The organism is Phaeodactylibacter sp. (genome assembly GCF_022763345.1).
In the GTDB taxonomy this organism is placed as follows: Bacteria; Bacteroidota; Bacteroidia; order Chitinophagales; family Saprospiraceae; genus Phaeodactylibacter.
This window is the reverse complement of record NZ_JALEGS010000076.1, coordinates 17,836-41,694: the sequence shown is the minus strand read 5'-3', so window position 1 is coordinate 41,694 and position 23,859 is coordinate 17,836. Positions and strand designations below refer to the sequence as shown.

The window sequence follows — 23,859 nt, the reverse complement described above, 5'->3', positions numbered from 1 at the left end:
CTTTTGTACTATTAACAAACGTACGAGCATCTACGCTGAGAAGTGGCTTGCGCCTGTCCTGACAAGCTACGCTTCGTCAGTGGCCGATGTCGCAAACTACTTCGTATTGCGTATATCCAAAATCCCGCCGGGTTCAACATCCTACCGGTAGGACCGTTTTTAGAATACAACCAACCAGTATATGGGAAAAAAGAATAAAAAGAAGCGCTTAGGCGTAGTGTACTCTACCAATCCGGATTTTGACTATGACTACAGCCAACCGGAAGAACAAGATGAAATCCCCGCCAATCAGCAGCGCCTGCGGGTGCTGTTGGACCGCAAACAAAGGGGCGGTAAGGAAGTCACCCTTATTACCGGCTTCCAGGGGCCAGCTGACCGCCTGAAGGAAATCGGCAAAATGTTGAAAACCAAGTGCGGGGTTGGCGGCAGTGCCAAAGATGGTGAAATCCTCATTCAGGGCGACCACCGGGACAAAGTGGTGGAGTTGCTTAAAAAAGAAGGCTTTTCGGATACTAAGAAATCCGGTGGGTAAGGCCTACGATTTCCGGGCTTCTTTCCAGGCTTTCACCATCATGACCACACGGCTGTAGTTTTTAATCCCCTCTTTGATTCCCTGTGCTTTGAGGTAAGTATCGTATGCAGCGTAGCGCAGCTCCGGCATGATATCAGGGTACTTTCGTAAATTGTCGTTGATGGCATCAAGGTCTGCCTGAATGCCTGTAGGCAGCTGTTCCCGAAATGCGAAGTAAGCTTCCCGGTCGTAGCGGAGGTAATGCGCGGCAAGGGTGCGGAAGTGATCCAGGTGGCCAGCATAGGCAATAAGCGGGTCAGCTGAGCGGGTGCAGGCTACATAGGCCCAGAAATTGCAAGTCCCTTCATCTCCAAAACCGTAGCCATGAGACAATTCGTGCGCCATTACCGGGATGACGGACAGCGGATCAAGCCCCGCATCCACCTGCCCTTCTCCCGACCAGGGGAAATACATGCCCGAAGAACTAAACCGGAGAAAGATTCCCCTAGGGTAGATCCGCTTAGCCCGAACTTTACCGGTAGTGGGGAAGCCCAGCTCGCTGAGTACGCTTTCCAAGTCTTCACGCAACTGCTCTTCCAAATCTTCCGGCAGAAAAGACGCATCAATAGCGGCGGTGTCCGCGCCCTGTATTTTTTTTCGTAGTGCGATTACCTGTTCCGCCTCATCGATCAGCTCCGCCTTCAGTGCCTCTATCGGCAGCGGGCTGAGCACCAAGCCTAATTGCTGCTCTACCGGCACCCGGCCATAGTTGTAGCCCCAAAGCACCAGAAAGAAAAAAACCGCCCCGCCCGCAAAGCCAAGCAGCCCGAGCACTGCCCGGATACCTTTTTCCAAACGGGATATCGGCATGCGCCAGAGTGCTCTTGTTTTCACGAAAATGCCGACCAGCAACGCCAGCACAATCAGGTAAAGGACCGGAAAGGGAAGATAAGCCACCGTATGGTCAATAAAAGTACGGATGCCCAGGAAAAAGCCCCGGCTGTAGTATTGTTCGGTCCATTCGGGGTAAGCCCCCAGCAAGAGGCGCAGCAGAATAGCTGAGACGCCCAACCCGGCCCAAACCAGGCTACTTTTGTATCTGTTCATGCAGCAATAAACTTTTCTTTTTGTGTGGTTGTTGTGTTCAGGTGACTAAAATCAGCAATTGGAGACGTCTTTCACAGGACGTTTAGATAAGAACAAAGTACTATCTTTGCAACCTCAGGCAAACAACTGCTGTTTTATTTCAAATCATTTAATAACTGACAAAACCACTGAAAATGGCATTTGAATTCACGGATGCAAACTTCAAAGATACCGTACTGGACAAAGAAGGCGTAGCTGTTGTTGACTTTTGGGCAGAATGGTGCGGCCCCTGCCGTATGATTGGCCCGATCATCGAAGAGCTGTCTAAAGAATATGATGGAAAAGCACAAATCGGGAAAGTCAATGTAGACCACAACCCGGAAATTTCCATGAAGTACGGCATTCGCAGTATTCCTACAGTACTCGTCCTGAAAAATGGCGAAGTGGTGGATAAGCAGGTCGGTGTAACGACGAAGAAAGTACTTGCCGATAAGATTGAAGCTCAGCTTTAATCCTTCGGTCAGAATAAAGTGTATCTTAAGCCCTTATCACGCGCAAGCGGTAAGGGCTTAAATTTTTATTTCCTCTATGACACTTAGCGACAATTACGACATTCGGGACCTGGATCAGCTGGAGCTTCTGGCCCGGCAGGTGGTGGAAGGCTTTATCATCGGGCTGCACAAAAGCCCGTTTCACGGCTTTTCTGTGGAGTTTGCCGAGCACCGGCTCTACAATCAGGGCGAAGATACCCGCAATATTGACTGGAAGGTGTATGCCCGAACGGACCGTTTATTTACCAAGCGGTTTGAAGAGGAGACCAACCTGCGGTGCCAAATCGTTATCGATACGTCTTCCTCCATGTATTTTCCGGAAGCGGAAGGCAAAGACCGGGGCAACTACCTCAACAAGCTCCGTTTTTCGGCACTCGGCGCTGCCGCACTAATGAACCTGCTTCAAAAGCAACGAGATGCCTTTGGGCTCAGCCTTTTCGACGAATCCGTAAAGACCCATACCCGCTGCAAAAGCAGTACTTCTCACTACCGTCTGATGCTCACCCACCTGGAGGAAGCCATCAATAATCCAGTGCGGAACCGCGCCACCTCTGCCGCCGAAGCTATTCATCAGATTGCCGACAGCATCCATAAGCGCTCCATGGTCATGATCTTTAGCGACATGTTTGACCAGTCGGGCGATACCGAGCAGCTGTTTTCTGCCCTTCAGCACTTAAAGCACAACAAGCACGAGGTCGTCCTTTTCCACGTGGTAGACAAGGCTCAGGAAATGGACTTTGACTTCGAGAACCGCCCTTACCTGTTTGTGGATATGGAGACGGGCGAAGAAGTGCGCCTGCAGTCCAATCAGGTAAAAGACTACTATATTTCTCAGATGAAGCAGTTCAAGGAAGACCTGAAGCTTAAATGCTTGCAATACCACATCGACTTTGTGGAAGCGGACATTAATGAAGGTTTTAAGACTATACTTCAGGGGTATTTGGTAAAGCGGGGGAAGATGCGGGTGTAAAGCTTAGACCGGGCAGAGCAAGCCCTACCCGGTCTGTATGATTTACATTAAACTGGAAGCGCCGGAGATTATTGCAGGGTTAAAATGGCTCTTTCCTTACCATTACACGGACCCGACGCATCAAGTCTGTTTATTTTATCAGTAACAATCGCCTGGTAACAGGTTTTTTCCCTTCCTGCGTTATCCGGATGAGTACTACTTGCTGGCTGATGCCCCAATCCCTCGTATTCAGGCTTTGCTTTTGTCCACCAATGATCCTGTACCTGCCCAGTTCCTGCCCTAACAGACTGAGGACCGTTACATCAGCCGCTTCTCTGCTATTGGTTTCCAGGAAGACTATGTCACCTGCTGGGTTTGGAAAAAGCTTGAAATCGGCCCTATCTTCTCCTTCCTTTACCAATATTGGCTGACTGCTGTCCTGGTTAGCGGCCATTGCGCTACCGCCAATATTTAAATTTGGACCTATGACGAAGCCAGAATTAGCATTATTGCAAAGCGCTTTAACTCTCCATTGCACAATAGACCCCGGCGATAAATTATTGACCGTATAGTCGGAAGTATTGATGTCCAGGCTTACAGGGCTTCCACCTATCGGGCGATATTGCAACCGGTAACTATTAGCGTTAGGGACAGCACTCCAGGAAAGGGTTCCGCTAGTACCTGAAACCTGAACGGCTTGTAAGCTATTGGGGTCCATACAGCCTTCGTCCAAATCGCATATGTTATTATTGTTACTGTCTATTAGCGTACCTGTACAATTACAATCTGTTCCATACACATCGTTTTCGGTACAAGCGTTGCCGTCATCACACGGTGTGCCAATAAGTGCATCATCAAGCCCAGGGCACTGATCTTCGGCATCACAAATGCCATCTGAATCTGCATCCGGACAGGTATCCGTATCGGTAGCAAAAGATTGAATATCCGAGAAAGGACTGTTCTCATTACCACAAATCGCACGGACTCTCCAAAGATAAACCGTTGACGCTGAAAGGCCGGTCAGGTGGTAGCTGGTACTGCTGACCGTTTCTGACACCAGTTGGCTGAAAGGGGCTCCTTGTGGCAGGTATTGCAAGAGATACTGGCTCGCAGGCCCTACCTGGTCCCAGGTCAGCAAAGCGGAAGTGCCCGTAATACCTGTAGCTTGCAGGCTTACCGGCGCTGTGCAGTCCGCTGTTTCGTCCAAGTCACAAATGTTGTTATTGTTTTGGTCAATAAGATCGCCAACGCAGTTACAGTCCTGCGTATAGACATCATTAATGGTACAAGGGTCACCATCGTCACAGGGCGTGCCGATCAGGGCGTCATCCAGCCCGGGGCACTGATCAGCCGTATCACAAACGCCATCATTATCGGTATCGAGACAATTAGTAGTGAAAGTGCCAATATCAGAAAAAGAACTATTTGCACCGGCACATATCGCTCTGACCCTCCACTGATAGGTTGTACTCGGTTCCAGTCCGGTCAGGTTTACCGAGGCACCGGATGCAGAGATGGTTACAAGTGCGCTAAACGGTGCACCCTGAGCGAGATACTGAAACTCGTAACTATCAGCAGTGCTAACTGTACTCCAGCCCACCAGAGCAGTAGCTGCCGTTACATTATTCACCTGTAGCCCAACAGGTGCGCTACAACCCTCGTCCAGGTCACAAATATCATTATTGTTCTGGTCAATGAGGTCGCCAACGCAGTTACAGTCCAACGTGTAAACATCATTAATAGTGCATGGGTCACCATCTTCGCAGGGGGCACCGATAAGCGCATCATTCAGTCCCGGGCACTGATCAGCAAAATCACAGATGCCATCCTCATCGGTATCCTGGCAATCGGTTACGAAATTGGGTCCCTGGGCCGGCTGAGCAACTCCGTTGCTGCAATTAGCGATAAGCTCCCATTCATAGGTCACGCCGTCCTGCAGATTGGAAAGTGTAGCAGAATTACCACTGACTAATACTTCCGCCCATATTGCATTGACGAAGGCGCGCCGGTAACGCAGGGAGTAATTCACTGCGCCAGGAGCTGCAGCCCACGAAACCTGAGCAGTAGAGCTGGTCACAACTCCTACCGTGAGCCCGGAGGGAGACGGACATACTCCCGCGGCATTGCCATACCTGAACAGCTCTCTGGAGCCATTACCTAGCAGGTAAAAGCCACCAGACGAAAGAGCGTGGACCTCAAGGCCGCTTGTGGACTCCTCCTGATTGATGATAGTGCACGCCCGATCGCCATTTGCGGGGTTATACTTAACCGTTACATTGCTCAACCGCATCAGACCAGTTGGACCATGAGGATACTGTGGCCCTCCACTGCCCGTAGCGTAGAGCAACCCGTCAGCTCCGAGATGCAGAGAGGCAGGGATTTCATCATTATTTGTTGTTTCGTTATAACGGTCTGACCAGAGCACGTTGCCCATGTTATCACCTTTCACCGTTATCCAATCCACATATGGCAAACCGGAAGTTTGGGTGGACTGACATAAAAAGTAATAGTTCCCGGTGGCGTCGACGACCATACCTTTAGGCAGTTCATAAACCCCGGTGTCGTACGTACGGTTTCCTAAGAAAGTGCCAGAGGCTGAGTATTCTGCAACCGTAATATCATTATTTGAGCCGTTGTGCGTAGTCGTCAGCGCGAGAATGTTGCCACCCGGAGCTACCATTACAGCTTGCACTCCATTGTAATCACTCGTGTTATTGACCTCCCACATGATATTGCCGGAAGGATCAAATTGGCTGAGGTATAAATGCCCTCCGGTAGGGCCGCTGCCGGCAAAAAGGACATTGCCCTCTGACGTTAACTCCATATCAGTAGGATAGTCTACGGCACCGGTACCTGCAAACGCCGACCATAGCAGGTTACCCGAAGCATCAAACTTGTAGAGCACCAGTTCGCCTTGTGTATCTGCAGCCAGATAGATATCCCCATTGCTGCCAATCCGGTGGGTACAAAGGTGGGAAAAACTAAATATTTGGAACATATAGACACTATAGCTTTTGCGCCATAGCATGGTTCCTGCGCTATTGTAGCGGGCTATCCAGACACTGTCGCCTACCGGGTTACCGGTTATGAAAGACCAGTGGAAGCCGGAAACCACGAGGTCTCCGTTACCCGCAACCGACAGGTTCGCAGTTTCTTCTGAAGGGTTATTGGAAACAGTTTCCCAAAGCTGTGTACCATCCGGGCTGTATTTACGAAGACTTGAACCCGATGCTCCACTTGCTGATACATACACATTGCCTGCTCCATCCACCGCCATATCTTCGCCGGTTTCAGAAGGTGTATTTTGATCGAACTGACGCCAAATCTGATCGCAGTCCTGAGCTTTGCCTAAGGTAAGGAATAGGCTGAATAATACTAGAAAAAATAGGGGTTGACGCATAACTGATGTAGCTTTTGATTTTTTGTAATTCTGTTGCAATTACTAAGCTACAAGCCTTTAAGCATCTGGCTTCTAATTCATTACCGAACGGGAAAAAAATCATCCCCAATGGGATCACTCCTCCCCAACCAGCCACTTTTTGAAGTGAGGAGAGCGTTCCGTACTCACAATAACCTCAAAATCGGAAGGTGGTTCCAGTTCAATTTTCACCCTTGACTTTGAGTAGGTATACATCTCTTTGATCGCGTCCAGCCCGACAATAATCTGCCGGTTGATCCGGAAAAAAAGGCGGGGATCCAGCAATATTTCCAGCTTTTCCAGGGAGTAATCTACCGGATAGCGTTTGCAGTCTTTGGTATTTACGAAGGTGATCTTGTCTTCTGTATAAAAGTAAGCCGCCTCCGCCACATCAATGACTTTGATCGATTGCCCGATTTTGACGAGAAAGCGGCGGCTATAGGTATCCACACGCAGGGCTTTGGAGAGTTTTTGGTAATCCAGAGGCTGCGCCATGGAAGTATTACGATTACGGACCTTTTTAAGTGCACCGGCCAGTTCTTCCGGCTTTATGGGTTTCAACAGGTAGTCCACCGCATTTACCCGGAACGCCTGAATAGCATATTGGTCATACGCCGTGGTAAAAATGATTGGACAAGTGATTTGAGTGTGATTGAAAATCTCGAAGCTCGCACCGTCAGCCAAGTGTATATCCAGGAGCACCAAGTCCGGCATTGGGTGTGCCGAAAACCAGTCCAGGGCGCTTTCTATACTATCCAGCTTTGCCAGGATATGAGCCTCAGAACGAATCGCCAAAATTTGTTTTTCCAGCCGCCGGGCAGCAGCCTGTTCATCCTCAATAATTAAAACATCCATGTTGAAAATCCATTTTTTTGCAAATCTGCAGTGGCATCCAGCAGAGGCAGCTCCACCCTGAAGAGATGATCGTCAGAAACTACCTCCAATGGGGGCGCACCCAGCATTTCATATCGCTGCCGCAGGCTTTCTAGCCCAAATGAGGTGGACGATTCCTTCGTGAACTTTGGTTGTACATTATTAGCCACTATAATTTTTCTCCTGCTAATTTCAATTAGTATCCTAAGCTTGCGTGTTGTGGAAATCACATTGTGCTTGACCGCATTCTCCACCAACAGCTGCAACGCAAAAGGCACCACCGCGTACCGGTCGGCATCGGGTACCTTGTATTCTATTTCCAGATTCTCTCCGTAGCGATATTTGAGCAGATACCCATAATCTCTGACCAAGCTCAGCTCTTCTGACAGATTGATCACCGCCTGCTCCCTGTACTGCAGGATGCTGCGGTAAAAATCCGATAGCTTATCCACATACTGAACCGCTTCTCCGGGGCTCTCCTCAATGATGGCCGCCAACGTATTGAAACTATTGAACAGGAAATGAGGGTTAATCTGACTTTTCAGTGCCTCAAACTGGCTCTGCACTTTTTCCTTTTCCAGGCGGGCTATCCGCTGCTGCCGCCGGTCCCGTTGCCTGATCCAGCTAACCAGCAACAGGAATAAGCCAGCAAGTGCGAGGAGAATGAACCACCATCTCTGCCAGTAAGGAGGATGGATTGTAAACGCATAAGCCACTACCGGCTCGTCGCTGTAAGTATCATTTTCAGTGGAAACCACTTTAAAGGTGTAGGTACCAGGAGGCAGGTTAGAGTAAATCGCTTGCTGATCGCGGGTGGAAATCCAGTCCAGGTCAAAACCATCCAGCTTGTAACGGTATCTCACGGCTTTGGGGTCGGTATACCATAGTCCGGTGAATTCAAAAACGAGGTTGTTTTGATTGTGATTAAAGGTGGAAACCAATGGATAATCCACAGGCTCCAAAAAGACAGAAACATTAGTGATCAGCGTTTGGGGGTGAATACTGAGGAGTTCTTCCAATGCGGTATACCTGAGCACCCTGTTTTCCATCCCCAGCCATACCGATCTTCCACTACCAGCAGCTACTGCATTGAGGTTGGGCTCCAGCCCCTTTACCCCGATTCCTTCGTCGTAGTAAATGATATGCCGGGTAAGGGGGTCCAGTAAGTCCACCCCTGAAGGATGAACGATTACGATATTGCCATCCGGTGCCGTGATCAAGCTTGTGATAGCCAGGTCGCGTATACCTTCCCTAAGGGTCAGGTGGCGAAAGCGAACGCCATCGTATTCAAAGACTCCTTCCCGGGCTGTACTGAACCAAATATGCCCCTGCTTATCTTCGGTAATGGAGTAAACGGCCTGAATATCGATGCTGTCAATAGTGCTATAGTTGTGAAGCTTTCCATCTTCAAGCACACTCAGGCCTTCCCCATCCGTCCCAAACCAAATCCGACCATGACTGTCCGGAAAAACGGTATAGGTGAAATTGGTCCCCAGTGCAGACTGCTCATCAAACCTGGGGGTGATGACAGGGCGCTCACCGAATGGGGCTTCCTGAAAGCTATTGACCCCGCCCAGGGTAGCCAGCCAAATAGTGGACCCGCTACCCGTGATATCCAAAATACTGCCGTTGGATAAGCCATCTTTTGCAGTCAGATGAAGAGGCGGCCTCCTATCTGAAGCTAATATATACAATCCCTGCCCAAAGGTGCCGGCATAAAGCTGCCCACCGGGGCTTTCGTACAGGCTGAGCGTATTTTCGGGCAAGATTTTCTCAAATTGATGCGCGTTAAAGTCATAGCGGAACAACCCCGACTGACACCCCACCCAGAGAGCCCCATCCCTGGATTCCAGGACAGCCTGTATGTCGGGTAGCTTTTGCAGCACCTGCTCGAATTTCCGGTTGGCTTTCGAAATGCCGCGAAACTGCTGAATGTTCCAAAGGTTTCCTTCTGCATCTTTCAATAAGTCTAGGATACGCCCATTTTCGAATGATGGATTTCGCAAATGCGTTAACAGGCTATCCCGGAAAGTGTAACGCAACAATCCATCCCCATCCGTGCCAATCCATAATTCCTGATTTTGGTAACTGACCATAGCATTGATCGGTGCATAGGGCCAATTTTCGAAAGGGACGCTTACTTCGCCCTTCGCAGCATTGCATAATGCCAGACCTCCGCTATGTGTACCTACCCAGAACAGCCCGGCCTGCCCGGCGGGAATAACCGCACGGACAATTTCGTCAGGCATGCCCTCTGCTTTGCCGATGGTGGTAATTTGTTTCTGCTCTGCTCTAACCTTACAACGGCTCAGCCCCCCATCAGTCCCTACCCACGCATCACCTTCAGGGTCCACATGAATAGTGTAAATATCATCTCCCGGCAAGCCATCGTCTGTATTGATATTGTACAGGTGCCTGCCGTTGTGGTAATATAGCCCTTCGCCGTAGGTTGCCACCCAAATCAACCCGTTTGCCCCTTGTCCGAACCCGGTTATTGGTGCATTTGGCAAGCCTTCTTCAATCTGCCACAGCTGAAACTTTGCCTTAGCCTGAAAGAATACGCAACCGTCCTCATACCCCACCCAAAGGCGATCGCCAATCTCACCTATTGCAGTTACTTTGTTGTTGCAAATAGAATCCGGCATTAAAAAAGGCTGATAATCCAGCCCGTCAAAGCGGAAAAGCCCTTGCTCCGTTCCTACCCAGATATATCGGTTACCAGCCTGGAAAAGGACAGTTGGCTTCACTTCCTGATATTGCTCGGGCATAGGCTGCAGCTCGAATGAAGGCACCTGCGCTTTCAGGAAGGCGGCAGTAGTAAGCAAGGTGAATATCAGGCTGATTTTATACATACATCAAGGCGTCTTGGGGAGGAAGACCGCCCTGATTTCCACTGCAATCTCTTCGGCAATTTTCTGATGAACGATCTTAGGGATGCTAATGTCATGCTCTGCCAGCAGGACTGTAAAGTCGGCGCGGACTTCGATCTGCCCCTCTTGCACCTGCAGCTCACTGCGGATGATCCGTTCCCGCTTTACGCCATGCACATTGAGCTGTCCTTTGGCTCTTACCGTATAAAGCCCATCTTTTGTGAAGTCAATGTTTTCGATGATCTTACCGGAGAACGTGGCATTGGGGTACTGCTTGCTTTCCATGTAATTTTCATTGAAGTGCACCCGCTGCAGCGGGCTGTTAAATCCCTCGAAGGAAGACATAGGCACTGAAAAGGCAAAGGTGCGCTCCTCCGCGTTGATCAGCCCCTTTAATTCCGTGGAAGATGCTTCGATAAGCTCCAGGGGAGCGTCAGACCGGAAGTATACCGAGCCTTCATTTACTTCGTATAGCTTTGCGAAGGTGAGGCCAATCAATGCTATTATCCAGGTAAACTTCATGTGCTTTCATTTCAGTAAAAGACGAATAGCTCCAAATTTATTGAATTTTCGGGCGGACTACCGTAAAGACCCGGGAAACATTAAAGCCAAAGTGAATACCGCCATTACCCCAGGTTTCAACGGTTTGGGTCACCAGGCCAGGCTCAATCATGGAGGTGGAATTGGTAAAGTGAAGCTGGAAAACATGCCCGCCGGTTTCAATATCAAACCCTACAGAAAGTGCATTCCGGAAGCCCGGAAGCAATTGATCAGGCAGTACGTAGGTGTATTCTGCATTCAGGGCGACCCGTTTTGTAAGTTTAATTCGGCCGGCAGCAGCAATAGCGTATACATCATGCGCCTCTGCCGCTGTTTTGACCAGATTCCGGTGCACCACAGTTGGCGAAACCTGCAGGGAAAAATTCTCACTGAATTTACGCCCTAAAATCAACTGAAAGGTGTAGTACATCCTGGAGCTGAAGTAATTCTCCCGGTCAGGGTTCTGCCATTTCATGGACTGAATGGCGGTGGTAGCCAAAAAGGCCGCCGTGACGGGCATCACTTTTTTTCCCTTGCTTTGCCGGAGAAACTTGTACTTCACAAAACCGTCAAAGGTCTTCTGATAGCTGCTCCGCCCCAGGCCTACGGTCAGTTGGTTGGTTATGCCGTAATCTCCCCCGATACGGATAGAGGCATTGTCCAGCCCAAAAAGCTCATACGCGCCCCGGTTAAGGGTACCAAAGCGGTGGCTGATCTTGATGTCCAGTACACCAGCTGCAGTACTTTCCAGGGAGTGCAGATTGATTACCCGGTTGGTCTTAAAGCTGGCATTAGCGAATATTGTGGTCTCTTCCTCTTCTCCAAGCAAAGCGAGCAGGTCGTCTTCCTGAGCATTGAGCAGAGGCCAGGAGCAGAGCGAAAACAATAATAAAAAAAGTGAAAGTTTGGACATAATCCGGCAAGATAAAGGAAGCCGGGCGCTCCGGGGGGAGCAGCCCGGCCTCTACGAAGAGATTAAATATTAGTTCTCATAGCCTTGAGGCAGATGCATGTGGTGAATCCAGTCCCCAAAATGCGCTGCTTAGCGGGACAGTGGCTGATAATCAATAGCGACCGTGACTTTTACTTCCTTAGCTATATTGTCTCTGACCACCGCAGGAATTTCAATGTCATAATCAGCTACAGCAATCGGGAACTCGGAAGCAGCAGAGATGGCATCTCCTTTAACCGTTATTACGCCAGGGGCTTCCACCGTTTGGGTAACACCGTGGATGGTCATATCTCCCGCTACGGTGACCGGGTACTCCCCGTCTTTAGACAGGCTGACCTTCGACCAGTCTTTCACAGCACCCTTAAAGGTCGCCTTGGGATAGGTACTGCTTTCCATGTAGTTTTCATTGAAGTGCTCCTGCATCAGGGCTTTTTCAAACTGAAAGGCTTTGATAAGAATGGCAAATTCCATGCGCCCGCTTTCGGCGTCGAGTACGCTTGTGGCTTTACTGTTGTGCGCCTCAATATTCTCGATAGGTGTGCTGGAAAAGAAAGCAACGTTGCCATCGCGGGTAAAGTATTTCTGAGCCTGCAGTGCCGTGCCTGCCATCAAAAGGCAAGCTACAGCAATTGTGATCTTTTTCATGGTAGTATGGTTTATGGTTGTTCAAAAAATAATAGGGACAAGGGCTTAGCCTTTTACAACGCAGCGTACTAGCACCACGTCCATTAGCATTCCGGTGCAGATGCCTTTTACGGTGACTTCTTCACCAGTTTCAAAGGCCGTTCTTTGGTGGTCCGTCAGTTCATCGAACTGGCAAATGACCCCAAACATATCGTTGCCGCTATTCAGGGTCAGGCTAATGCCGCCTTCTTCATTGGTGGACACCTGCTGCACTTCTCCTTTGACTTCCACCACCTTGTCCAGATAGGTTTCATTGGCAGACAGCTCGTCCTTTTCAAAAGCCTGGAAAAGCTCTGTTGCGGTCATGGTAACGTCCGCATCAGCTTTTTCCATGTTTTGGTGAGGCTTATTGTATTGATAAAATCCAACGGCAGCACCAATAACCGCCAATAACAGGAGGTATTTCAAGTATTTCATGGCAATTGAGTTTTTAGTTATCCGGGGCGCCATCGGTCACCCACTTTTCAATTTTTTCGATGGTGCAATCAACAAGCTGAGGAGCGCCCTGCGGCATAGCCGGAAAGCCACTTTCGTGACGAATGACGCCCAGTAGTTGCCCGTTGTCTGCATAAGTTTTAAGATTGTTGTGCCCTTCCAGTGTGACATTCCCGAAATTTGCGGCTGCGTTATGGCAGTTCATGCAGTTATCCTCAATAATCGGGGCGATAGTCGTAGCATAACCGACATCCAGCGTATCACAACCGGTATTCGGGTACAACTCCTCCTCCACATCATAATAGCAGCCCGGCAAAACCGTAAGCAAGGACATTATTGCGGCAAGGGGGATCAAACAGTTTTTCATCGTACATTAATTGTTAGGTGCGCCTGCTGCTACCCAGGATTCAATTTGATCAATCGTACACTGCGGCAACGGCGACTGTGCGCCCAGCGGCATGGGATCGTAACCGGGAGCCCAGCTGATGACCCCAACCAGCAAGCCTTGTTCCGCGACAGCTTTGATTTTTTCGTAGCTGCTCAGAGAAATACCAGCGTTTGGCACATCATCATTGTGGCAACCGAAGCAGTTGGTGTTGATCACCGGTAAAACCTGTACGGCAAAGCTGACCGCAGCTGTATCGCAACCACCGGCTCCGGGATTGCAGGTTTCGTTCTTTGCGCCCTGTAAGATCCATTTGCTGATCAGATTGATCTGCTGGCTCGTCAGCGGATTATTGGGTGGGGGCGGCATGCGTTTATCGGGGTCATCATCAGTAATCACTTCGTATAAATCGCTGCCATCCAAATCAAAGGCCTCGACATCAGCTGTATTGATCACTGATGTATAGGAGGTCAGGATTACACCATCCTGTGCACTGTTATCATCATGACAACCGCCGAAGGCACAGTTTGAACGTAGGATGGGCAAAACATCCAATTCAAAGTATACCACTTCCGGGTCGCAAGGCGTCCCTGAAGTATCTACCGGATTGTCTGTAGAGTCGATCGGGTTGGAGATATCAGTGGTATCTACCGGCGTGATCGGATCATCGCCCAATACCGGGTCATGCTTACAGCTATTGAGACTGAGCGCATAGAATACCGCGCCTGCAATAATGAATATCCAACTATTGTGCTTCCGTATCATCGATTAAATTTCTGGTCTAAAGGTAAGCCTGTTATGTGGGGACAGGCAATTATTTCCTGCTGAACCGGAAAAAACCTGTACTGAACCCGGTCAGTGTTGTGCGGCAACGGGCTCCTCCGCTACCCTGCCAGGGCTCATCATACTCCTTCCGCCTCTGAGCTGTGCGGCAGCATCTATGGCAAATACACCGTTTACGGCGATCTCCTCTCCGGGGGCAAGCCCATCTTCAATAGCGTAGAAATCTCCATGGGAAGGCCCTAAAACGACCGTTCGTGGCCGGAATACCGGTTGATTAAATGCCGAATCTCTAACATAGACCACGGACCGCTTTCCGGTCCACAGGATTGCCGATCGCGGCAGCAAAATCGGTGAATGGCCTGGGCCGGTACCTAATGCAACAATACCTTCCATCAGCATTTCCGGCTTCAGGCGGTGGCCGGGGTTGCGTAATTCCACGCGCACCTCTACGGTGCGGGTATCTGGGTCCACGACCGGGCTTATAAAGGATATCTTGCCCCCAAAGCGTTCGCCGGGAAAAGCCTCTGTGGTTAGGTGAACCTGGCTGCCCAGCCTTATCGATGACAATTGAGTTTCGTACACTTCGAGGACCGCCCACAGCTTATCCAAACTGGCAATAGTGTACAAGGTAGTAGGTGCTCCCATGTGGGCATTAGCGGTGTAATCTCCGGTATGGGTGAAATGCTCCAGGACATATCCTTCATAGTCTGCACTGATCGTCACCGGATGACGGTACTGCCCGGAAGCTACATCAAATTGTTGCAGGACTTCCAGGTCCAGATTCCAACTTTTAAGGTTATTTTTCGCCGCCCGCAGAATGGATTCTGAGTTGGTATTGTGCACGAAAGCTTCCACCACTGCAATCAGATCTTTGGAATAAATGGAAGCGATAGGTGCCCCCTTCTTCACATAATCCCCTTCAGCAGTAATGTATAAGGCCTCTATCCGGCCCGGTAGCCCTGCGACCTGCCTGCGGATTTGGCCTGGAGGTATTTTCAGGCGGCCGGATACCGGGATGCCGCCTCGGGAAGACTTCGGATCGCCTACAATCTGAGTTTCCACACCAGATAGGAGCAATTCTGCATCCGACAAGGCGACTAAATCGGGATTGAACTGCGGCAGGAGTCTTTTCTTAATAAGCTTCATGCCGCAAGCCGGGCACTGACCCGGTTCGGGCTGTTCCAAAGAAAGGTGCATGCTACAGGTGTAATAATCTGTGGTTTCTGCCGTACAATTTACGAAAGACTGCATAGGATGAGGGGCAGCGACTGGCGTATTCCCCTGCCCCAAATAATACCCAAGGCTCCATGCGATCAGAAAACCGGCGGCGATCCCTAACTTTAGATTGCTGGTCATTGTTTCTTATTTTATTGAAGGATAACCCTGCCCTGATAGACTCTGCGGCTGGACCGCAACTCAACGATATACATGCCTGCAGAAGCAGATAAGGGCACTTGCACAGACAAATCAGGTTCTCCCTTTACCTTTTTCTGAGTTAGCAACCGTCCCTGAAGGTCGTAGATAAAAAGCTGAAGGTCTTGTTGATAATCAGCAGGGTGTATCCCCGCTACCGTCCAGTTAGGCTGCCCCATCGGTGCCGGATTGGGGGCAATCGTAACTTTGTAATTGACCTGTGCTGTGGCCACACTCCCGGTAGTACCGATGAAAACACTTTCGCACAGGGCTTCATTGCAGCCCGTTATCGTATCCTGTACCAGTAAGCAGATCGTATAAGTATCTGAAGAGGAATAAGTGTGTACCGGGTTTTGCTGATGCGAAGTCATACCATCCCCGAAGCCCCATAGCCATTGGTTGGGCGTTCCTGACGTCAGATCGACAAACTGCATGGATAGCGGATTGTCAGGATTAACAGTATAAGTAAAGTCAGGTGCAAACAAGAGGCAGGGCTCTGTAAGGTCAATCTCCTGGCAGATTTCACCGCTGCACCCATCAGCTGATACTTCCAGGCAGATCGTATATATACCCAGATTTTCATAAGTGTAGGTAATACTGTCCTGACCGGAAATGGTTGTCCCGTTGCCCAGGCTCCAGGACCAATCCTGTACCGGGGCGGTACTTTGCGTAGCATCCACCAAGGTAACCGATAAACCCTCTGAGGACAGGGCAAAATCAATATTACAGAGGGAGCTGCTCACTTCCACCTCTGAACAGTGCATATCCAGACAGCCCGAACTATTATCCATAACCGTAAGGCAAACCGTAAAGGTACCGGCTGCAGGGAAGGTATGTACAGGGTTTTGCTCAGTACTGCTTGCCCCGTCTCCAAATGACCATGACCAGGAGGTGACGTCCTGCTCCGTTTCATCGGTGAAGGCCACCTCAAGACCGTTATTGGTTGGTGCGGCACTAAAGCCAGCAGAATAACCCAAACAAGGGTCCGAACAATCCGGCATTTCCACTTCTGTGGTGAACTGACAGTCTACCTCGAGTGCATCACGCACCTGTACCTCGTGAACCTGGCCATCAGCAGAGATAGGAATAATGACCGATTGAGCAGCACCTGCCTCGAAAGCATAGGGACTACCATTTGTCAACACACCATCAATCAGGACTTCAAAACCTGCAGATCCTGTATTGACAGCCTGAAAGAAAATCTCTGCATTAAGCATGCCATCAGCACAAGGCTCCACAGCGGTGATCAATCCAGCCATACCAATGCCACCTGGCCCACCGTGCGGTACGCAATAATAGGGGTGCGACCCGGCAGTGGTGATGGTGACATCGAAAACAGCACCTTCTCCCAACAGGCCTGAGTTCCAGCTATCCGGACCGGCAGTGGCATCGCTTGTAGCGGTATGAGGAATAGCACCCGTCCATACAAAACGGACCACATCTCCAACGGCTACTTCCAGATTAGCTGGCAGGAAATCAAAATCCCGCACTTCCACTACATGAACGACCGCAGGGTCTATATCTAGGCTATCGAAGCTCAACAGGCAGTCCTGACTGCAATCCGGTGTCACTACAGACAAGGTATCGGCACAAGCAATACTATCCACATCTGCAACAATGATCTGATGGGACAGCCCATCACCCTCTAAAGTAAGTGTTGCCGGCAGGTCGCTGTAGCTAAATGGCGATCCGGTTTGGAGCACGCCATCTACAAAAAGGTCGTACCCGGTACCACCGGTATGCATACCAGAAAGACCAAGAGTATAGTTAACCATTCCATTTTCACATCCACTGCTTGGATCAAGCGCGAGGCTGAGATCACAAAATACAGGATCATCTGTCCCACATATTGGGGTAACGAAAGTCAATGTATCAGCACACTCCACTGCGTTGACATCCCTGATAATAAGTTCATGGGATTCCCCATCGCCAGGCAGATAAACAGCACTGCCCGTACCGTTAACTGTAGCCCATAACACGCCATCCAAGCTCACCTCAAAGGGGCCCTCCGCGTTGGTATCGGAAAAGTATATCGTGGTTAAGATACTATCCCCCTGACACGGTGCAGATGCGTTGATTACACCAGCCATACCAATGCCGCCGGGGCCTCCGTGCGGTATGCAATAGTAAGGATGACTGCCGGGCTCATTCAGGACCACATCAAAGATAGCCCCCTGTCCCAGCAAGCCACTATCCCAGCTGTCAGGCCCACTTGTGGCATCTGAAGTGGCGGTATGCGGTATGCTCCCCGTCCAGATAAACCGAACAGTATCTCCAATATACAGATCTAACTGAGCAGGCAAAAACTCAAAGTCCTCCACCAGCACCTCATGTAGAGCCGGGCTTGGGAATTCGACGCTCAGGCTATCTACGCTGCAAGGCGCACTGCAGTCCGGTACCAAGACGGAGGTGGTCGCTGCGCAGAACCCAACCTCCAAATCCTGCACAGTAATAAAATGCTGCTGACCGTCTCCCGGAAGGTTGACAAATACCATATTGGTTCCCATCGGGTTAGCGTAGGAGAAGGGAGCCCCTTCATTTAATTGACCGTCAATAAACAGGTTGTAGCCTTGAGCACTGCCATTGGTGACGTCAAACATTACGGCAACCTGAACGCTGTCTTCCATGCAATCCGGATCCGCAACAATCATACCTGCCATGCCAATCCCTCCCGGTCCGCCATGCGGAATACAGTAATAAGGATGTTCGCCCGGCTCCTGAATATTGACTTCAAAGGATTCCCCCTGCTCAAGCAATCCGCTGTCCCAGCTATCCGGCCCGTTGCTGGCATCAGAAGTAGCAGTATGGGGGATTGCCCCCGTCCAGTTAAACCGTATGGTCTCTCCTACCCTTACGGAAGTAAGTGCCGGAAAGAAATCAAAGTCTCTAACTTCAATGATATGGGCAATGCCTGCACCAACGTTGGCCTCTAAATTCAAAATTGCACAGGGCACCTCACAAAGCGGGGCAGTAAAAGTGGTACTCGCAGCGCAAAAGCCGACCTCCAGGTCCTGAACAGTTAGGGTATGCAACAAGCTGTCACCAGGTATAGTAATTGAGGTCGTATTGAACCCCGTAGGATCATCATAGGCAATCGGGCCGGCTACCAAATTCCCGTCTACAAATACCTGGTAGCCCATCGCACTGCCGTTCGTAGTTTCAAAACTGACCCCAACGGTGGCTTGACCAGCGTTGCAAGGATCCTCAATATGAATGGTTCCAGCCATACCGATTCCTCCCGGTCCACCGTGCGGAATGCAGTAGTAGGGATAACTTCCTTCTTCATTCAAAACCAGCTGATAAACTGCCCCTTGTCCCAGCAACCCGCTGTCCCAGCTATCCGGGCCACTTGTGGCATCCGAGGTGGTGGTGTGAGGAATGCTGCCAGTCCAGACGAACGTAATCGTATCTCCGGGCGCTGCAGTAAGAGCAGCAGGCTGAAATTCAAAATCTTCAACCAAAATCTGATGATTGGCTGCGCCGCTGCTATTGACGGACAGTTGCTGTATTTCACAAATTGCGCCACATTGGGGCACCTCCAAAGTAGTGGTTGCCGAACAGTCCAGGCTGTCCGAATCCACCACCTCAAAATTACGCATCATACCATTACCTGCAAGCAGGATAGACAGCTGTGTGACGCCCCCTTGTGCATAGCTGAACGGGCTGTCAGGATGAGTAATACCATCAACCAGTAATTGAAAACTATTTCCCGTAGTTCCGGTATGCGCGATGGTGAGGTCTACCGGCACTTGATTGCTGGCATCGCAATCTCCGGCTACCGCAGCTGAGAGGGAAAGCCCGCACGGTTCAGTGGTATTACAATCAGGAGCGACAAAGGTGTAGGTCGCCCCACATCCTGCGGATTGTGCATCCTGAACGAGTAAGGTATGCTCCTGGCCATCACCTGGGACAGACACCTGCACGGACTGTAATGAGCCCGGTTCGTATGGGAATGGACCTGCCGGAAGGGCTGTGCCGTCCAGCAATACGTTGTAATCATTACCCCCTCCCATGATACTGAAAGTCGCCAGCAGATTGATCTGCCCCTCATTGCAAGGCGGCTCCACGGTAATGTTTCCGGCCATTCCAATGCCTCCCGGTGCCCCGTGGGGGACGCAATAATAAGGATGCTCACCTAAAGTCTCCAGAACAACGTCATAAACAGCCCCCTGCCCCAATAATCCGCTGTCCCAGCTGTCCGGGCCGGATGTGGCATCTGAGGTCGTGGTATGCGGAATAGCCCCTGTCCACAGGAAGCGAATGGTATCACCGGGAGCAACGGTCACCTGCTGAGGAGTAAACTCAAAGTCTTGCACTTCAACAGTGTGCACTACCGGGTTGCCAGAAGTATTGAGTATTAAATCATTGATTTCACAGGGGATCGCGCAGTCTGTGGTCGTCAGGCTGGCGGTGGCCGTGCAGGCGCCATCTTCCAAGTCCGTAACCTGGATATCGTGCGGCTGCCCGTCCCCGGCTATCGGTATTTGTACGGTGGTCGTGCCCGTACCGCTGTAGCTGAACGTGCCTGCGCTGGCGCCGTCTACCTCCACCTCAAAGCCCAGGGCGCTGCCGCCTGCGTCTGATACCGTCAGCGTGGCGGTGATATCCCCATTGTTACAGCCGCCCGTCTCTTCCGCCGAAACGCTCAGCTGGCAGGACGGCGCATTGCAGTCCGGCGTGGTTAAGGTGGCGGAGGCGCTACAACTGTTGTCGGCTACATCCCGCACGGTAATGTTATGCGTGCCGCCGTCGCCCGGGACCGGTACGGAGGCACTGTTCTGACCGCTGCCATTGTAGGTGAAGGTGCCCGCCAGGGCCCCGTCCACCAGTACTTCGTATCCGTCCACGCCCGTGCCGCTGGCGCTGAAGCTCAGGTTCGCCTGCACCTGCCCGTTCGTGCAGTCGGCCTGCACGGTGATGGTGCCCGCCATACCCTGACCGCCGGGGCCGCCGTGCGGGATGCAGTAGTAAGGGTGCACCCCGGCGCTTAATACCGGCGACTGGTACACAGCGCCCTGCCCCAGCAGCCCGCTGTCCCAGCTGTCTGGGCCGGACGTGGCATCTGATGTTGCAGTGTGCGCAACCGAGCCGGTCCATGCCCACTCCACGATGTCACCCGCAGCAATGGTGATGCTCTGCGGGCTGAAGGCAAAGTCTTCCACGTTGACCGTGTGCACAGCGCTGCCGCCGGTGCTGGCCGTCAGATTGGTTATAGCGCAGGGGATGGTGCAGTCGGTCGTCGTCAGGCTGGCGGTGGCCGTGCAGGCGCCATCTTCCAGGTCCGTAACCTGGATATCGTGCAGCTGCCCGTCCCCGGCTATCGGTATTTGTACCGCAGTCGTGCCCGTACCGCTGTAGCTGAACGTGCCTGCGCTGGCACCGTCCACCTGTACTTCAAAGCCCAGGGCGCTGCCCCCTGCGTCTGATACCGTCAGCGTGGCGGTCACATTGCCGCCCGAACAGCCGCCCGTCTCTTCCGCCGAGAGGCTCAGCTGGCAGGTTGGCGCATTGCAGTCCGGCGTGGTTAATGTGGTGGAGGCGCTGCAGCTGTTGTCTGCTACATCGCGCACGGTAATGGTATGCGTGCCGCCGTCCCCGGGCACCGGTACGGTAGCGCTGTTCTGCCCGCCACCATCGTAGGCGAAGGTGCCCGCTAAAACGCCGTCCACCAGCACTTCGTAGCCGTCCACGCCCGTGCCGCTGGCGCTGAAGCTCAGGCTTGCCTGCACCTGGCCGTTCGTACAATCGGCCTGCACGGTGATGGTGCCCGCCATGCCCTGACCGCCGGGGCCACCGTGCGGGATACAGTAATACGGGTGCACACCGGCGCTCAGTGCCGGCGACTGGTACACGGCGCCCTGACCAAGCAGCCCGCTGTCCCAGCTGTCTGGGCCGGACGTGGCATCTGAGGTCGCTGTATGGGCAACAGAGCCAGTCCACACCCATTCCACGATGTCGCCCGCAGCGATGGTGATGCTCTGCGGGCTGAAGGCAAAGTCTTCCACGTTGACCGTGTGCACAGCGCTGCCGCCGGTGCTGGCCGTCAGGTTGGTTATAGCACAGGGGATCGTGCAGTCTGTGGTCGTCAGGCTGGCCGCTGCCGTACAGGCGCCGTCTTCCAGGTCCGTAACCTGGATATCGTGCGGCTGCCCGTCGCCGGCTATCGGTATTTGTACGGTGGTCGTGCCCGTACCGCTGTAGCTGAACGTGCCTGCGCTGGCACCGTCCACCTGCACTTCAAAGCCCAGGGCGCTGCCCCCTGCGTCTGATATAGCCAGGGTGGCGGTCACATTGCCGCCCGAACAACCGCCCGCCTCTTCCGCCGAAACGCTCAGCTGGCAGGACGGCGCATTGCAGTCCGGCGTGGTTAATGTAGTAGAGGCGCTGCAGCTGTTGTCTGCTACATCGCGCACGGTGATCGTATGCGTGCCGCCGTCCCCGGGCACCGGCACGGAGGCGCTGTTCTGACCGCTGCCATCGTAGGCGAAGGTGCCCGCCAGGGCCCCGTCCACCAGCACTTCGTAGCCGTCCACGCCCGTGCCGCTGGCGCTGAAGCTCAGGTTCGCCTGCACCTGGCCGTTCGTACAGTCGGCCTGCACGGTGATGGTCCCCGCCATGCCCTGCCCGCCGGGGCCGCCGTGCGGGATACAGTAATACGGGTGCACACCGGCGCTCAGTGCCGGCGACTGGTATACGGCGCCCTGCCCCAGCAGGCCGCTGTCCCAGCTGTCCGGGCCGGACGTGGCATCTGAGGTCGCTGTATGGGCAACAGAGCCGGTCCACACCCATTCCACGATGTCACCCGCAGCAATGGTGATGCTCTGCGGGCTGAAGGCGAAGTCTTCCACGTTGACCGTGTGCACAGCGCTGCCGCCGGTGCTGGCCGTCAGGTTGGTTATAGCACAGGGGATGGTGCAGTCTGTGGTCGTTACATTAGTGCTTCCGGAGCAGGCAGAGTCAGCTACGTCTTCCACAACAACTGTGTGATCTGTTCCATCACCTGGAACGTCTGCTATTACGGTAGTAATTCCACCAGTATTATAGGAAAAAGGGCCATTAGGGTCAGCAACGCCATCTATCAGGACATTAAAGCCATTAGCCCCCGGATTAACTGCATTGACGGTAAGTTCATAAGGTATCATGTTACCGGTAGTGCACCCACCATTCTGCTGAGCAACGACCGATAAGGTACAGGTAGGTGCCGCCCCGCAGTCAGGTGAAAGAAAATTCCGCGAGAGCGTACAGGAAGGATCCGCAACATCCTGGATTTCGATTACATGGGGAGCCCCATCTCCGGGCAAATTGATCGTCTGCGTCTGCGCACCAGTCCCAGTATAACTAAACGGGCTTCCGGATACCGGCACACCATCAACTAAGAGTTGGTACCCCTGAGGGTTGGCAATGGAAGTGTTAAAGCCAACGGAGACTGTAAACTGTCCACCGGGCGGGCAGTTGCCAATAATCGTTCCAGCCATCCCTTGTCCGTTGGGCCCGCCGTGGGGCAGGCAGTAGTAACCATGCACACCAGGATTTGTAATATTTACATCGTAGGCTGAACCAAACCCAATCACCCCGGAATTCCAGCTGTCCGGACCTGTCGTTGCATCTGAGGTCGTGGAATGCCCGTCCCCAACCCATTCGAATCGGACGATATCGCCAATTACGATAGTGACGTTTTGAGGTGCAAAGAAATTATCCCCTACATCAACGATATGAGTTGTCCCACCGGTAATATTGGCACTCATACTCGACAAAAAGCAGTCAGAAGTGCAATCTGGCACCGAAAACTCATAAGTAGCAGTACAGGTGCCTACGTCTTCGGATTGAACGGTTACTACGTGGGTAAGCCCGTCTCCCGCAACCGAAGCATTCACGGTAACAGGCGCATTGTCATCAATATCAAAAGGGCTTCCGGGCAGCAGTACACCATCGACAGAAATATTGATATCCCTTGCTGCATCATAGGGATCAGATACGTTGATGGTAAGCGGTATTTCATTATTAGCATTGCAATCACCAACGCTTACGGATAGCTGGAGTACACAGGTTTCAATTTCAATACACAACTGATCGGTACAGCCGTTGGCCGTCTGTATCGTCAGGCAAACATCGTAATTATCGGGGTCCGGGAAAGAGTGAGTAGGGTTTTGCTGGGTGGAGCCTGAGCCATCACCAAAATCCCAATTCCAGGACACAATGGGATCGTCAGCTGCAGAAGCAGACTGATCATAAAAATCAATCGTTAGATCTGTTGGGCCGAAAGTGAAGTCAGCCATGCAATTTTGCGTGAAGCCGACCGAGGTAGTAAGTACGAACAGCAGTAGGGTGATCCGGGCATTCATGTTTAATGTATCTGGGTTATAGTTCGGATTTAGGCTCTAACCTAATTGAAATCAGGTACATTTGCGT

Annotated in this window: 15 protein-coding genes; 3 read left to right on the top strand and 12 right to left on the bottom strand. The window is 51.8% G+C overall.

Going from position 1 to position 23,859, the window contains the following annotated elements:
• Positions 1–181: 181 nt before the first annotated feature.
• A complete protein-coding gene (locus MRY86_RS20755; RefSeq protein ID WP_293571861.1) occupies positions 182–532 on the top strand; it encodes a translation initiation factor in 351 nt (116 codons plus the stop codon).
• A gap of 3 nt (positions 533–535) precedes the next feature.
• Here MRY86_RS20755 and MRY86_RS20750 read toward each other — a convergent pair whose 3' ends face one another.
• Positions 536–1,618, bottom strand: coding sequence for a DUF3810 domain-containing protein (locus MRY86_RS20750; protein WP_293571859.1), 1,083 nt, complete (start codon positions 1,616–1,618; stop codon positions 536–538).
• A 173-nt stretch (positions 1,619–1,791) separates the two neighbouring features.
• Between MRY86_RS20750 and trxA the strand changes: the two genes are divergently transcribed.
• Positions 1,792–2,109 (top strand): thioredoxin, encoded by a 318-nt coding sequence (gene trxA, locus MRY86_RS20745; protein ID WP_282773789.1) that lies wholly within the window; start codon positions 1,792–1,794, stop codon positions 2,107–2,109.
• A 76-nt stretch (positions 2,110–2,185) separates the two neighbouring features.
• On the top strand, positions 2,186–3,118 hold the full coding sequence (locus tag MRY86_RS20740; RefSeq protein ID WP_293563836.1) for a DUF58 domain-containing protein: 933 nt from the start codon (positions 2,186–2,188) through the stop codon (positions 3,116–3,118).
• Between the two features lie 130 nt (positions 3,119–3,248).
• Here the strand turns inward: MRY86_RS20740 and MRY86_RS20735 are convergent, their stop codons facing one another.
• The 11 genes from MRY86_RS20735 to MRY86_RS20685 all read right to left on the bottom strand — a co-directional run bounded on the left by MRY86_RS20735 (position 3,249) and on the right by MRY86_RS20685 (position 23,792).
• Complete coding sequence (locus MRY86_RS20735) at positions 3,249–6,497, bottom strand: fibronectin type III domain-containing protein (protein ID WP_293563834.1); 3,249 nt, start codon at positions 6,495–6,497, stop codon at positions 3,249–3,251.
• A gap of 114 nt (positions 6,498–6,611) precedes the next feature.
• Complete coding sequence (locus tag MRY86_RS20730; protein ID WP_293563832.1) at positions 6,612–7,370, bottom strand: LytTR family DNA-binding domain-containing protein; 759 nt, start codon at positions 7,368–7,370, stop codon at positions 6,612–6,614.
• Entirely contained in the window at positions 7,358–10,240 is a 2,883-nt protein-coding gene (locus MRY86_RS20725) for a sensor histidine kinase (protein WP_293563830.1), read from the bottom strand. The genes MRY86_RS20730 and MRY86_RS20725 overlap by 13 nt, the downstream gene beginning before the upstream one ends.
• Before the next feature lie 3 nt (positions 10,241–10,243).
• Positions 10,244–10,780, bottom strand: a complete 537-nt coding sequence (locus tag MRY86_RS20720) for a YceI family protein (protein WP_293563829.1) — start codon at positions 10,778–10,780, stop codon at positions 10,244–10,246.
• A 37-nt stretch (positions 10,781–10,817) separates the two neighbouring features.
• Positions 10,818–11,711: a DUF5777 family beta-barrel protein gene (locus MRY86_RS20715; protein WP_293563827.1), complete on the bottom strand. Its 894-nt coding sequence runs from the start codon at positions 11,709–11,711 to the stop codon at positions 10,818–10,820.
• Between the two features lie 129 nt (positions 11,712–11,840).
• A complete protein-coding gene (locus MRY86_RS20710) occupies positions 11,841–12,395 on the bottom strand; it encodes a YceI family protein (protein WP_293564607.1) in 555 nt (184 codons plus the stop codon).
• Positions 12,396–12,440: 45 nt separating this feature from the next.
• Positions 12,441–12,851, bottom strand: a complete 411-nt coding sequence (locus tag MRY86_RS20705; protein WP_293564605.1) for a hypothetical protein — start codon at positions 12,849–12,851, stop codon at positions 12,441–12,443.
• A gap of 13 nt (positions 12,852–12,864) precedes the next feature.
• Positions 12,865–13,236, bottom strand: coding sequence for a hypothetical protein (locus MRY86_RS20700; RefSeq protein WP_293564603.1), 372 nt, complete (start codon positions 13,234–13,236; stop codon positions 12,865–12,867).
• A gap of 6 nt (positions 13,237–13,242) precedes the next feature.
• Positions 13,243–14,019, bottom strand: a complete 777-nt coding sequence (locus MRY86_RS20695) for a c-type cytochrome domain-containing protein (protein ID WP_293564601.1) — start codon at positions 14,017–14,019, stop codon at positions 13,243–13,245.
• 90 nt (positions 14,020–14,109) lie between these two features.
• Entirely contained in the window at positions 14,110–15,393 is a 1,284-nt protein-coding gene (locus tag MRY86_RS20690; RefSeq protein ID WP_293564599.1) for an efflux RND transporter periplasmic adaptor subunit, read from the bottom strand.
• An 11-nt stretch (positions 15,394–15,404) separates the two neighbouring features.
• Positions 15,405–23,792 (bottom strand): plastocyanin/azurin family copper-binding protein, encoded by an 8,388-nt coding sequence (locus MRY86_RS20685; protein WP_293564597.1) that lies wholly within the window; start codon positions 23,790–23,792, stop codon positions 15,405–15,407.
• Between the last annotated feature and the right edge of the window lie 67 nt (positions 23,793–23,859).

Bases quoted from the DNA above. Each gene is read 5' to 3' on its own strand.
- MRY86_RS20755 (WP_293571861.1), top strand. From the start codon at position 182: ATGGGAAAAAAGAATAAAAAGAAGCGCTTAGGCGTAGTGTACTCTACC.
- MRY86_RS20750 (WP_293571859.1), bottom strand. From the start codon at position 1,618: ATGAACAGATACAAAAGTAGCCTGGTTTGGGCCGGGTTGGGCGTCTCA.
- trxA (WP_282773789.1), top strand. From the start codon at position 1,792: ATGGCATTTGAATTCACGGATGCAAACTTCAAAGATACCGTACTGGAC.
- MRY86_RS20740 (WP_293563836.1), top strand. From the start codon at position 2,186: ATGACACTTAGCGACAATTACGACATTCGGGACCTGGATCAGCTGGAG.
- MRY86_RS20735 (WP_293563834.1), bottom strand. From the start codon at position 6,497: ATGCGTCAACCCCTATTTTTTCTAGTATTATTCAGCCTATTCCTTACC.
- MRY86_RS20730 (WP_293563832.1), bottom strand. From the start codon at position 7,370: ATGGATGTTTTAATTATTGAGGATGAACAGGCTGCTGCCCGGCGGCTG.
- MRY86_RS20725 (WP_293563830.1), bottom strand. From the start codon at position 10,240: ATGTATAAAATCAGCCTGATATTCACCTTGCTTACTACTGCCGCCTTC.
- MRY86_RS20720 (WP_293563829.1), bottom strand. From the start codon at position 10,780: ATGAAGTTTACCTGGATAATAGCATTGATTGGCCTCACCTTCGCAAAG.
- MRY86_RS20715 (WP_293563827.1), bottom strand. From the start codon at position 11,711: ATGTCCAAACTTTCACTTTTTTTATTATTGTTTTCGCTCTGCTCCTGG.
- MRY86_RS20710 (WP_293564607.1), bottom strand. From the start codon at position 12,395: ATGAAAAAGATCACAATTGCTGTAGCTTGCCTTTTGATGGCAGGCACG.
- MRY86_RS20705 (WP_293564605.1), bottom strand. From the start codon at position 12,851: ATGAAATACTTGAAATACCTCCTGTTATTGGCGGTTATTGGTGCTGCC.
- MRY86_RS20700 (WP_293564603.1), bottom strand. From the start codon at position 13,236: ATGAAAAACTGTTTGATCCCCCTTGCCGCAATAATGTCCTTGCTTACG.
- MRY86_RS20695 (WP_293564601.1), bottom strand. From the start codon at position 14,019: ATGATACGGAAGCACAATAGTTGGATATTCATTATTGCAGGCGCGGTA.
- MRY86_RS20690 (WP_293564599.1), bottom strand. From the start codon at position 15,393: ATGACCAGCAATCTAAAGTTAGGGATCGCCGCCGGTTTTCTGATCGCA.
- MRY86_RS20685 (WP_293564597.1), bottom strand. From the start codon at position 23,792: ATGAATGCCCGGATCACCCTACTGCTGTTCGTACTTACTACCTCGGTC.